Annotated in this window: 11 protein-coding genes; 2 read left to right on the top strand and 9 right to left on the bottom strand. The window is 51.0% G+C overall.

Annotated features, from left to right (window positions below; translation table 11 throughout):
- Nucleotides 1-6: 6 nt before the first annotated feature.
- The 6 genes from EKM96_RS04035 to hisS all read right to left on the bottom strand — a co-directional run bounded on the left by EKM96_RS04035 (nucleotide 7) and on the right by hisS (nucleotide 6,980).
- The gene (locus EKM96_RS04035) at nucleotides 7-816 is read right to left on the bottom strand and encodes an ABC transporter permease (RefSeq protein ID WP_125640073.1); all 810 of its coding nucleotides are present in this window, start codon (nucleotides 814-816) and stop codon (nucleotides 7-9) included.
- 18 nt (nucleotides 817-834) lie between these two features.
- The gene (locus tag EKM96_RS04030) at nucleotides 835-1,983 is read right to left on the bottom strand and encodes a CDP-glycerol glycerophosphotransferase family protein (RefSeq protein WP_225417588.1); all 1,149 of its coding nucleotides are present in this window, start codon (nucleotides 1,981-1,983) and stop codon (nucleotides 835-837) included.
- A 222-nt stretch (nucleotides 1,984-2,205) separates the two neighbouring features.
- Nucleotides 2,206-3,081 carry a YitT family protein gene (locus EKM96_RS04025; RefSeq protein ID WP_125640070.1) on the bottom strand — a complete coding sequence of 292 codons (876 nt, stop codon included), beginning with the start codon at nucleotides 3,079-3,081 and terminating at the stop codon, nucleotides 2,206-2,208.
- A 104-nt stretch (nucleotides 3,082-3,185) separates the two neighbouring features.
- Nucleotides 3,186-3,716: a peptide-methionine (S)-S-oxide reductase MsrA gene (msrA, locus tag EKM96_RS04020; protein WP_125640067.1), complete on the bottom strand. Its 531-nt coding sequence runs from the start codon at nucleotides 3,714-3,716 to the stop codon at nucleotides 3,186-3,188.
- 160 nt (nucleotides 3,717-3,876) lie between these two features.
- On the bottom strand, nucleotides 3,877-5,673 hold the full coding sequence (gene aspS / locus EKM96_RS04015) for an aspartate--tRNA ligase (RefSeq protein WP_125640064.1): 1,797 nt from the start codon (nucleotides 5,671-5,673) through the stop codon (nucleotides 3,877-3,879).
- A gap of 11 nt (nucleotides 5,674-5,684) precedes the next feature.
- Nucleotides 5,685-6,980 carry a histidine--tRNA ligase gene (gene hisS, locus EKM96_RS04010; protein ID WP_125640060.1) on the bottom strand — a complete coding sequence of 432 codons (1,296 nt, stop codon included), beginning with the start codon at nucleotides 6,978-6,980 and terminating at the stop codon, nucleotides 5,685-5,687.
- A gap of 359 nt (nucleotides 6,981-7,339) precedes the next feature.
- Between hisS and EKM96_RS04005 the strand changes: the two genes are divergently transcribed.
- Both EKM96_RS04005 and EKM96_RS04000 read left to right on the top strand, forming a co-directional pair.
- Nucleotides 7,340-8,185 (top strand): N-acetylmuramoyl-L-alanine amidase, encoded by an 846-nt coding sequence (locus EKM96_RS04005; RefSeq protein ID WP_125640057.1) that lies wholly within the window; start codon nucleotides 7,340-7,342, stop codon nucleotides 8,183-8,185.
- Nucleotides 8,186-8,209: 24 nt separating this feature from the next.
- Nucleotides 8,210-9,052, top strand: a complete 843-nt coding sequence (locus EKM96_RS04000; RefSeq protein WP_125640055.1) for a fructosamine kinase family protein — start codon at nucleotides 8,210-8,212, stop codon at nucleotides 9,050-9,052.
- Nucleotides 9,053-9,126: 74 nt separating this feature from the next.
- On the opposite strand, the gene EKM96_RS03995 is transcribed toward EKM96_RS04000, so the two are convergent.
- The 3 genes from EKM96_RS03995 to EKM96_RS03985 all read right to left on the bottom strand — a co-directional run bounded on the left by EKM96_RS03995 (nucleotide 9,127) and on the right by EKM96_RS03985 (nucleotide 12,534).
- A complete protein-coding gene (locus EKM96_RS03995) occupies nucleotides 9,127-9,768 on the bottom strand; it encodes an HAD-IA family hydrolase (RefSeq protein ID WP_125640051.1) in 642 nt (213 codons plus the stop codon).
- A 66-nt stretch (nucleotides 9,769-9,834) separates the two neighbouring features.
- A complete protein-coding gene (dtd, locus tag EKM96_RS03990) occupies nucleotides 9,835-10,281 on the bottom strand; it encodes a D-aminoacyl-tRNA deacylase (protein WP_125640048.1) in 447 nt (148 codons plus the stop codon).
- 15 nt (nucleotides 10,282-10,296) lie between these two features.
- Entirely contained in the window at nucleotides 10,297-12,534 is a 2,238-nt protein-coding gene (locus tag EKM96_RS03985; RefSeq protein WP_125640045.1) for a RelA/SpoT family protein, read from the bottom strand.
- Nucleotides 12,535-12,549: the final 15 nt, after the last annotated feature.

The raw sequence follows: 12,549 nt of genomic DNA, 5'->3' as shown, positions 1-12,549 counted from the left end.
TTTCAATTAGATTAAATCAACGAAACGTGAACGGAACTTGAAGTGCAGGTGAGAACCGACTAACAGCACGATGAAGACGAATGACCAAAATTCAAGCGTCATTACTGGCCGTTGCCAGAACCAACCGGTTCCGATAAAGGATTCCCGGAACCCGGAAACAATGTAGTAATACGGGTTCAATTCCAGCAAGTGAACAAATGGTGCTGGGAAGGAAGTCGTGACGAAGTTAAACAACACACCGGACATGTAAAATAACATCCGCATCAACGATTGAAGCAGGATGTGATAGTCGCGGACCAGCACACTGATACAGGAATTTAAGACCCCTAAGGCCACGAGTAAACAGATCATAGCGAAGAAGTAGTAAATCCATTGGAACCAAGAAACCTTTGGATAAACCCCATTCAACAGACCGATAAAGATGGAGAAGACCATCATCGTCCAGAAGGAGCTCAGATTACTAACCACCTTGATGGTTGGTAAGGCTGAAATTGGAAATTTCATCTTGGCAACCATGTTAACCCGTTGGAAGATACTCTTTGACGCATCCAACGTGGCCCGGTTCATAAAGAACCAAGGTGAAATCCCGATAACCATCCAAGGAAGGTAACCGATCCCTTGCAATGGCTTACCATGCTTCAACCCGACACCGAAGACCAACCAGTAGATCGCAATCTGAATCAACGGATATAAGTATTCCCACATTAAACCTAAGTAGTGACTTTGGTAGCTCGCTTGATCCTCATACCGCGAAATCCGTAAAATAATCCCCACGCTGGAGACCTGTTCTTTTATTAAGGTTATGACCTCTTTCAAGGCACTGCACTCCTTTAATTAATTGGCTAGTAACGCAACATATCGAGCCACCACGCGTTGCGTGGCCTCCCCGTCGTTGGCCCTATTCCAATGAGAATTGAATTGGGTAAAGTCGACCGCCGCATCCTGCTGGATGGCGGTGGTTAATTGCTCATTGTCGGTCAAGGCTGGACTCGGCAACCAGTCAAACAGATCTGGCTGGACGCCTGGTCCCAGTTCATAGGTCGACAAATCAAATAAGTAAAATAGCAAGCTGTGCGCATTTGGCAACAAACTGTAATCAAAGGCTACCGACGAATAATCTGTGATGAGCGTCTCCGCTACTGTCAGTAACTCCGTTGTGCTAAGGCCCTTTGCCGTCACAAGTTGATCACCTAATGCCTGCTGCAAATGCGGTGACTGAGCTGCTAATGCTGGATGAAGCTTCACCACGACCCGTGCGTCTGGATCACTGGTCAGGGCAGCCGCTAACCCTGCCGGTGGTGCAAAGGTCACGCCTTCCCGATAGGTCGGCGCGTACACGATGACCCGGTGACCAGCCAATGCTGGTGCCTCACGATAAACCCGCTCACGAGTAGCCGTCAACCACTGGGGGTCGAACAGCCGGTCCGAACGCGGATACCCGAGAACTTGCATCCGATCGGAACTGAGGTGATAACTCGTGGTGAAGACCTGACCCATCGCTGGGGAAGCCACCACCACTTCATCGAAATGGTCATAAACCGCCTGAAATCGCCGTTTATCACTGGCGGAACGGTCAACGGTCGTTGGGTCATCCCAGCCGAACCGTTTGATCGCGCCGACCGCATGCCAGACTTGAACAATCCGCATCTGCTTAGGATGTCTTAGACCACCCAAGAAGGCATAGTAGTTGTCACAGAAGACCAATCGGGCCCGCATAATCCGGGGAATCCCTTTGAACACAAAGGTTAGATCATCCCGAAAAATCACGGTCTCGATGCCCTGCTGTGCCAACCGCTCTGCAGCCGCTTGTTGCTGTGGTCGGTAGAACACCGTTACTTTGGTTCCCGCCGGCAATGCCGCCACTAACGCCTCTATAAAGGGCACGTTATCACCGAAGCTCATCAGATACACCACCTGACTTTTTCGGTGCCAACTGCTCATGAGCGACATCAGTCGTACTAACCATAAATAAATCTCTTTCACGTCAATCACCAATATCACTTATTTTCGCTACCCATAACACCGAGAATTATACCACATCTCGAACCCAATCCTAGCGAATTTTAAGAAGCTTTAACATTCACACCCTTGACCCGCCAAACCACCCGAAAGTTAGCCCACGAAAAAGCCACGGTTGGCTTACAAAAGGGCTGCGACGGTCGTCACAGCCCCTGTTTCTTCGTTAAATTCAACGGATTGGCAACGTCACCACTTGGATTCGGTGAAGTGCCCCAAGACCTTAATCGTCGGCGAGATACTGACGAATGCGTCCGGGTCACCCTCCGCCATGGCTGTTTCCAAGCCATCCATTTCATAACGGGTAATAATCGTGAAGAGAATGGTCTTCTCGTCATGATGATAGGCCCCTTCGACATCATGGACAATCGTAATTCCCCGTTGCAAGTGATTCTGAATGCAATCGATTACCGTTTTTGGTCGGTCCGTGATGATCATCACCTGCAATTGCTGCTGCCGTGTAAAGGTCATGTCGATCACCCGGGCACTCACATACAGCCCTAATGCCGAATACAGCGCATAGGGCCAACCATAAACAAACCCGGCACTCAAAACAATTAAACTGTTAAAGGCCATGTTGACGCTACCGATACTATGACCCGTCTTACGACGAACCACAATCCCGATGATATCCAGTCCACCGGTAGAGATCCCATTCTTCAGGGCAAAACCGACACCAAACCCATTGATTGCCCCGCCGAAAATCGCACAGATAATCGGGTCATTCGTCAAATGAATCGGCTGAATCAGGCGAATCATAACCGACGCGAAGACAACACAAATGAAGGTAAAGAAGGTAAAGGTCTTCCCAACCTGCTTCCAAGCCAACACGAACATGGGAATATTAATCAGGAACAGACCCAGCCCCGTACTGATATGCCAAATACCGGCGTTCATGGTCAAGGTGTTAACCAATTGAGCGAGTCCGGTAACCCCGGATGAATAGATATGACCCGGCGTCCAGAAGTAGTTAACCGCCAACGAGACCAGTACGCCGTAGAAAAAGGCCACGGAAAACTTGGTTGTATAAACGTGGCGTTGCATCAGTTGCCGCATGTTTTCCATATTTAAAAACTGACCTCACTTTAAAATAAAAATTATGTCGCGTGAATTAGGGTAACACTAATCGATGGCAACCGGTTGCGACCCCCGCCATTTCTTAGTGAGTTCTAATCCTTGGACCAATTCTGGGCGATGAAGGCTTCGCGTCCGCCCGCTTCTTGTTCCGCAAAGGTCTGCGGGTCTTTCTTATAAAAGTCCTGATGGTTGGCTTCCGCCACATAGAACGGTTGCACCACCTGAATCTGCGTCACAATCGGCCGATCGAACTGTTCACGATCTTGCAGCGCCTGCCGCGACGCCGTGGCGACACGCGCCTGCTCCTCACTGTTAACAAAGATCACCGGCCGATAGTTACTGCCCCGGTCTTGGAACTGACCACCGGCATCGGTGGGATCGGTCTGTTGCCAGTAGAGATTGACCAGCTGTTCATAGCTGATCACGCTCGGGTCAAACCAGATTTTAACCGCTTCGGTGTGGCCAGTGTGTTGGGCCTTCACCTGTTCGTAAGTTGGATTAGCAACGGTGCCGCCGGTATAGCCGGATAAGACCTTCTCAATGCCGGGTAATGAATCAAATGGCCGGACCATGCACCAGAAACAACCGCCGGCAAAAGTGGCGGTCTCAATCGTTTTACTCATTCTAATCACTCCATTTTCTAATATTTCCATTAAACGGCTTTTATGACGGATCGTCAAGCATCCCCGGTACCACCCCATAGAAAAAACAGGCGACCTCCCCGCCTAATCACATTGGATTAAGACGAGGAGACCCCCTGTTTTAATGGTTATTGGCGATTAATTAATCGTCGTCTTCTTTTTTTGCAACCAAGAGGTCCAGGTCCAACAATTGCTTGTCGGAAACGGTCGATGGCGCCTTGGTCATTGGTTCCGTGGCCTTCGAGTTCTTAGGGAAGGCAATCACGTCGCGGATGTTGTCGCGCTTAGCTAACAGGCGAGCAAACCGATCCAAACCGATGGCCAGACCACCATGAGGCGGGAACCCGTAGTCTAAGGCTTTCAAGAGGAAGCCAAATTGCTTTTCGGCCCGTTCAGGTGTAAAGCCTAAGGCCTTCAACATCTTCATTTGCAGTTCACGAGTGTGAATCCGGATGGATCCACCCCCTAATTCCAAACCATTCAAGATGATGTCGTAACTTTGAGCGTAGGCCTTATGTGGATCTTCGCCGTCGTTCAGGTAGTGAGCATCGCCTTCTGCAGGCATCGTGAATGGGTGATGGGCAGGTACCCAACGTTCCAAATCGACATCGTAGTCGAACAATGGCCAGTTGACGATCCAGAGGAAGGCCCACTTATTTTGGTCGATCATGTCTTGTTCCTTGGCAATGGCTACACGTAAGTAACCCAAGGTTGAGGCAACAACGCGCTTTGAGTCGGCAGCGAATAGTAACAGGTCGCCGCTCTTGGCACCAGTCTTGTCGGTAATTTGCTTGAACCAGTCGCCGTCCTTAAAGAACTTGGCGATTGGGCCACTGAAGCCATCGTCCGTAACCTTTAACCAAGCCAAGCCCTTAGCGCCGAAGCGTTCGATGTACTTGCCGTACTTGTCCAAGTCTTTACGACTGTACAGGTCAGCACCACCGGGAACGGCGATTGCCTTGACTTGGCCGCCGTTTTCAACGGCACCGGAGAAGACCTTGAAGTCGGTGTCAGCCATGATGCCTGACAAGTCCTTCAGTTCCATCCCGAAGCGGACGTCCGGTTGGTCGGTCCCAAAGCGAGCCATGGAGTCATCCCAGTCCAAGCGTTCGAATGGCAAGGTAACGTCGACGCCCAGCGTATCCTTCATGACCTTGGCAATTAACCCTTCGGTCAAGTCTTGGATTTCTTCGGCCGTTAAGAAGGACGTTTCCAAGTCGATTTGGGTAAATTCTGGTTGGCGGTCACCACGTAAGTCTTCGTCACGGAAGCAACGCGCAATTTGGTAGTAACGATCGAAGCCGGAACCCATCAGCAATTGCTTAAACAATTGTGGTGATTGTGGCAAGGCGTAGAAGTGACCAGGATAGATCCGTGAAGGTACCAGGTAGTCCCGGGCCCCTTCAGGCGTTGACTTGGTCAAGTCTGGCGTTTCGATATCGATGAAACCGTTCTTGTCGAAGTAACTGTGGACGGATTGAACGATCCGGTTCCGGAGTAACAGGGACTTTTGCATTTCTGGCCGGCGTAGGTCAAGGTAACGGTACTGTAAACGCAGGTCATCGGAAGCATTAACGCCATCCTTGATTTCAAATGGTAATTCCTTGGCCTTGTTTAACAGGTTGATGCCGGAAACCCGGACTTCAACCTTACCAGTCCGCATGTCGGGGTTAATTTCCTTTTCGGTCCGGGAAACAACCTTCCCTTGGACTTCGATGACGTATTCACTCCGCAGATCGCCGGCAACTTCGAAAGCTGCCTGGTCGTAATCTTCACTGAAGACCAATTGCACAATGCCTTCACGGTCGCGCAGGTCAACAAAGACCAAGCCACCCAGGTCACGGCGCTTTTGAACCCAGCCCTTGAGGACAACGGTTTGGTCGAGGTATTCTTCGTCAACTAAACCGGCGTAGGTGGTTCGTTTTAAATTCTTTTCCATGAATTCTCCCTCTAATCTTCTTTAAACTCTGACGCAACGACTTGCTGAAAGTCGTCATAAATTGAAGCCAACTTAACGGTCACTTCTTGACCAGTTGCCATGGACTTCAGGTGCGCCGTTTGATCGGCCAACTCCTGAGAGCCAATGGTTAAAGTATAGCGCGCGTCCAAACGGTTAGCCGTCTTGAACTGGGCCTTGGGCTTACGCGCCAGGTAATCACGGTCGGCGGTCAAGCCGGCGTGCCGGATAGCCTGAACGACCTTCAACGTCTCAACCGACGTCTCGTCGCCAATGCCAACCACGTAGACATCTAATGGATGGGCGTCTGGAATGGCCACCTCTTCAGCCTGCATCAGTAGGACGAGGCGTTCAACACCAAGACCAAAACCAACCCCAGGCATTTCAGGACCGCCAAGCTCTTCAACCAAGCCGTTGTAACGGCCCCCGGCTAAGACGGTCGTGTAACCTTCGCCCAGTGCTGGTGAATCGGCCATGATTTCAAAGATGGTGTGGTTGTAGTAATCCAACCCACGGACCATGGTGGCATCAACATCGTAATCAATGCCCAGACTATCCAGACTGGCCTTCACCCGATTGAAATGTTCCGTCGCCTCTGGCGTCAAGAAGTCCAAGATTGATGGGGCATCCGCAACCAATTCTTGGTCATGGGCGTCCTTACTATCCAAGACCCGCAATGGATTCTTGTGTAACCGCACCTTCGAGTCATCACTCAATTCATCGAAGTGGGGTTCCAAGAAATCAATCAAGGCCTGACGGTAGGCGGAACGAGTCTCCTGGTCCCCCAGGGAATTCAGGGCTAAACGCAAGTGTTTCAAGCCCAACCGTGTCAGTAAGTCCATCCCTAAGGCAATGACTTCTACGTCTAATTCAGGCGCATCACTCCCAAAAGCTTCCACCCCAATTTGATGGAATTCCCGTTGCCGACCTGATTGTGGCCGTTCATAACGGAACATGGGCCCCATGTAATAGACCTTGTAAGGCTTGGTTGTTTCGGGACCATACAGCTTATTTTCAACAAAGGCCCGAACAACGCCAGCCGTTCCTTCTGGCCGAAGGGACAGGTGCCGGTCACCCTTGTCCTTGAAATCATACATTTCCTTGGTAACGATGTCGGAGGTATCTCCTGAGGTTCGGGAGAAGACTTCGAAGTTTTCAAACATGGGCGTCCGAATTTCGGCAAACCGATAGTTTGAGAACAGATGACGCGCCGTGGATTCGACGAATTGCCAGGTTTCTGAATCGCCTGGCAAGATATCCGCCGTTCCTTTTGGCCGTTGATAACGCATATGCACTCTTCCTTTCTCGATCTCACAGAAAATAAAAAACGCCCCTGTCAATTGACAAGGGCGCAGGTATGCACGGTACCACCTTTTTAAAATTCTCTGCAGGATAACGTTGCAAACGAATGACGTAAACCGCCATTAGCCTCAAAAGTGTCTTCAAAGTCACACCGTTAACCACTCCCAGCGACGTGGTCTCTCTGTAAACGGGCTTTCTTATACTGGTCTTTCTCATGGGCAAATTATTTTATTCCTTTTAAGCTTACTGAAAGCCCCCTGAAAAGTCAAGCACGGAGCCGAGATTTACCCTAGCCATTCTGCGAATCGTGGTATAATTAAACCTAATTTGATTAAGGAGACACAGTATGCACTTTAAACCTAAAAACTGGGTGGGACTGGTCACCAGTCTCATCATTCTAGTTATCGCCAGCGGACTCTTGTTGGCTTTCATCCAACATAACGCCGTCACCGCCCGCGTCAGTAATCTCAATCTCCGTCGGGGTCCCGGTTTGAATTACGCCGTGACCCACAAGGTCGAGAAGAATAGTCGCTTAACCATTTTGAGCGAAAAACATAACTGGTATCACGTCCGCGACCACAATAACCACTTCGGTTGGGTGGCCAGCTGGCTCGTGGACCATCCCGGCCAGCTCAAGCGCGCCACTGCCCTGTCCGAAGCGACCATCGTGATCGACCCTGGTCACGGGGGTAGTGACTCCGGCGCCCTTTCCATCGACCAAAAGCACGACGAGAAGACCTACACGTTGGCCATGGCCCAAAAGGTCGCGGCCGACCTCCGCGCTCGAGGTGCCCACGTCATCATGACGCGTTCCAGCGATACGACGGTTAGCCTGGCTGACCGTCCGGCGTTAGCCAATACCGACCAGGCCGATGCCTTCATCAGTTTTCACTTTGATTCCTCACCTTCGAGCAATTTAGCCTCTGGAACGACAACCTATTATTACCACCGCCAATCTTCCTACAAATTAGCCCAGGCGGTCAATCAGCAGATGAACGACCTGCCGCTGACCAACCGCGGCATCAAGTACGGGAATTTTGAGGTCATTCGTGACAATAGTCGGCCGTCCCTACTATTAGAGATGGGTTACATTAACACGAAGAAGGATTTCACCCAGATTAGTAGCTCCCACTACCAACAACAGGTTGCTACCCGCGTGGTTACGGGGCTTAGTAACTATTTCAAGTCATAATCGTTTCGGAAAGAAGGCTTAGGAATGCGGTTAACCTCAACGTGGTTGGACCAATTACCCCTCAAGCAAATTCAATCAGCGACCCCGGTCGCTGGTGGTGATATCAATCAGGCCTTTGCGCTTCAGACCGGCTCTGGACCTTATTTTCTGCTGATCCAACCACAAACCCCGGCCAGTTTCTATACGCATGAGGTTGCCGGACTAAAGGCCCTTTCGCAGGCCGCCAATGTGCCGGCCGTGATTGCTACCGGGGAAATTGATGGCGATGCCTATCTCCTCCTAGAGGATCTCGCGATTGGCGCTGGTAGCCAATATGCCCTTGGTCAAATGGTCGCCCATGTTCATCAATTAACGGCACCACAATTTGGCTTCGATGGTGACCAGTTGACCGGTAAACTCCCAAAGAACAATCACTGGCAGGCTAACTGGACGACCTTCTACCTTGAACAGCGACTCGATCCCCTAGTTAAACGGGCCAGTGAGCACGGACTCTGGTCGGTCAGCCGGGCGGGCGCCTATCAACGCACGCAAGCAGTCATCGCCCACATGAATGATGGGCGCACGATCGTGCCATCCCTGTTACATGGCGATCTATGGGCTGGCAACGTCCTGTTCACCGCCGCGGGCACGCCGACCCTGATTGACCCCGACGTCTTCTACGGCGACCGCGAAATGGACCTGGCCATGACCACCATCTTCGGTGGCTTTGATCAGGACTTCTACCGCGGTTATCAGTCTATCTGGCCGCTGGCAACCGGTCACAATGACCGCCTGCCATATTATCAATTGTATTATCTGCTAGTTCATTTAAATTTATTCGGTGAAGGCTATGGCGAGGCAGTCGACCGCATTCTGGCGCTGGCTTAGTCGTTTAACGATTCATCACTATTTTGCCAAAAAGGCGTCTGGGGTAGAAATCCCAGACGCCTTTTGACCCTGATTTATTCAGCCAACCAGGCTTGTAACTCCGGTAACTGGGTCACCCGAACCATCGGTTGTGAATCAAGGCTAATCCGATGGTCAGGGTCGAAAAGGATCCCGGCCATGCCAGCCCGTTGTGCGGCCTGAATATCTAAGTTACGATCACCAATCATCACCGCCCGTTGCCGATCAACCGCGTACTGCTCACATAGGCTCAAGAGGCTGGTTGGATCCGGCTTGCGCGGAAAGTCATCGTCCTTGGTCACCGCCCCACTAAAAGTCGACCAAACGTCGAGCGCCGTTAACCGCTCAATCGCCGCGTGATCACGATGAGTCAGCAGGAAGTTACGACCACCTTGGTCGGTGATCCAGGTCAAAATATCTGCCAGCCCCTTAAAGGCGGGCGCCGTCGGAAATTCCGCCGGCATCTTCAAGTCATATAACCGCTTCACCCGATGCTGATCGAGTTGATACTCGGCACAAAACTGCTGTAACGCCGTGCCAAAGCTATGCTGCCGCATGGCCTGCATGATGGCGCCCTGATCGATTTCAAAATCATTCACGCCACTGGCTATCAGTGCCGCGGAGAAGGCCCGGACCATTCCCGGATAAGTATCGACTAGCGTGCCATCAAAGTCCCAAAAGAAGTCTTGGTAACGCATTTTAATTCCTCCATTTTCTAAAAAAAAAGGGCGCCGAAACAGCTGGTTTCGACGCCCTAACTTCGTCTAATGTTCGTCGGTATCATACCAGATGGTCACAGGACCATCATTCACTAATTCAACCTGCATATCCGCGCCAAACACCCCGGTAGCCACGGCTAGCCCCGTCGCCGCCATTTTTTGATTAAATTCATCGTAAATGGCTTCGGCATGTTCGGAATTTCCGGCAGCAACAAAACTTGGCCGATTTCCCTTCTTGGTGCTCGCGTACAGCGTAAATTGGGAGACGGACAGAATTTCACCGCCAACGTCTTGAATGCTGAGATTCATCTTGCCGGCATCATCGTCAAAGACGCGAAGCCGACTGATCTTGTGGACCAGGTAATCAACCTCATCACTGGTGTCACTGTCCTCGGCTCCCACTAACAGACAATAGCCCTGTTTAATGGCACCCTGCACATGATCATCAATGCTGACCTGGGCGTGACTGACTCGTTGTAATAAAACCCGCATCGTTCTAAATCCTCTCTAATGGAATGCCCGCTTCACAACGTAAACGTCGGGGACATTCTTGATATTATCCAGAATCCGTTGAAGCTCAACCAGGTTACGAATCCCAATGCTAATGGAAATCGTCACCATCTTGTTGTGGTCAACCTTGCCGTTGATCGAGGTCAGGTACTTCGTGCTGTTGTTGATCGTCCGTAAGACATCATTCAACAAGCCATTGCGGTTGTAACCCTGAACTTCTAGATCGGCATTGTAATTGGTCCGGTCACCGGCAACATCACCCCAGCGAACCGCCACGATCCGTTCGCCATTCTTTTCGGCGTTCTTCACGTTAGGACAGCCATCCCGATGGACGGAAACTCCACGGCCCTTGGTAATGTAACCGACGATCTTATCGCCAGGAACCGGTGAGCAACAGTGGCTTAACCGAATGAGGAGATTGTCGACACCTTCAATAACCACGGTGTCGGCATCCTTCTTCTTACGCGACTTGGCCCAGCGTTCGCTGTCAGGTTCCGTCTTCAAAGTTTGATGCTCTTCAAGCAGCTCACGTTCCTCTTGGCGACGGCGTTCGTCCTCGGCCGCCTGGCGAACGTCATCGGTGAGTCGGTTCACAACCCCTTGCGGCTGAACATCCCCGAATCCAATGGCCGCCAACAGATCGTCGGCGTGTTGATAATGCATCTTAGCCAGCACCTTGTCCATGTTTTCCTTGGCCAAGAGAACCTTGGGATCGTAACCCGATTCACGGAGTAGTCGCGCGATCATGTCCTGTCCCTGGGTGATATTTTGTTCCCGATCGTTCAACCGGAAGAATTGTTTAATCTTGTTCCGCGCCCGCCGTGTTGAGACCAGCTTTAACCAGTCACGACTTGGTCCAGCGGAGCTAGAGGACGTTCGAATATCGACGATATCCCCGTTCTTAATCTCATAGTTTAATGGCACAATCTTGCCATTGATCGTGGCCCCGGTCGTATGGTGCCCGACCTCGGTATGGATGGCATAGGCCATGTCCAATGGGCCGGCACCCTTAGGCAACTCTAAAACGTCACCCTTAGGCGTGAAGGCATAGACATGGTCCCCAAACAGTTCCCCTTTGACACTATCCATGAAGTCGGAAGCATCATCGGTATCTTCTTGCAACTCGATAATGTGCTTAAAGATATTGAGTTTGTCGCCACTATTGGTCTCTTCAACTTTGTCCTTGACGCCTTCCTTGTAGGCCCAGTGGGCCGCAACCCCATATTCGGCCACGGCATGCATTTCCTTCGTCCGGATCTGCACTTCCAATGGCCGGCCCTCAGGCCCAATCACCGTGGTATGCAGTGATTGGTACATGTTAGCCTTGGGCATCGCGATGTAGTCCTTGAACCGTCCGGGCATGGGCTTCCACTGTGAATGAATGGCCCCCAACACGGCATAACAATCCTTAATCGTATCCACAATCACCCGAATTGCCAGGAGATCATAGATTTGGCTAAATTGCTTGTGTTGGTCCTTCATCTTACGGTAAACGGAATAGATATGCTTTGGTCGGCCGTAAATTTCCGGTTGGAGCTTTAGGTCCTTAATCGCCGACTCAATGTCGTTGATCGCTGAAGCGATATATTCTTCACGTTGATCCCGCCGGGAGTTCATCAAGTGGACAATCCGGTAATATTGCTGGGGATTCAGGTACCGCAGGGAAACGTCTTCCAATTCCCACTTGATGGTACTAATCCCTAACCGGTCGGCCAGCGGTGCATAGATCTCCAACGTTTCGTTGGCGATACGCCGTTGTTTGTCCGGCCGCAAGTGCTGCAGCGTCCGCATATTATGTAACCGGTCCGCCAGCTTAACAATCATGACCCGAATATCCTTGGACATCGCGAGCAATAACTTTCGATGATTTTCCGCTAATTGTTCGCGATTCGACTTGTACTTAATCTTGCCAAGCTTGGTCACGCCATCGACAATCAAAGCAACGTCATCCCCGAAGAGTTCGCGAACATCACTCAGTGTGACCCCCGTATCCTCAACGATATCATGTAAGAACCCCGCCGAAACCGTTTCGGGATCCATGTTTAAATCCGCCAAAATACCGGCAACTTGAATGGGATGCATGATATAAGGTTCGCCAGATTGACGGAATTGGTCCTTGTGGGCAACCGTCGCAAAATGGCAGGCTTTAACAACCATCTTAACGTGTTCCGCATTCATATATTTACCAACTCTGGCAATTACTTCTTCTGCCGTCCAGACACGTTCTTTGGTCATATTGGACGCCACCAC

The sequence above is a fragment of the Levilactobacillus tangyuanensis genome (assembly GCF_003946545.1).
Taxonomy (GTDB): Bacteria; Bacillota; Bacilli; order Lactobacillales; family Lactobacillaceae; genus Levilactobacillus; species Levilactobacillus tangyuanensis.
This window is presented reverse-complemented; position numbering and strand designations above follow the sequence as displayed.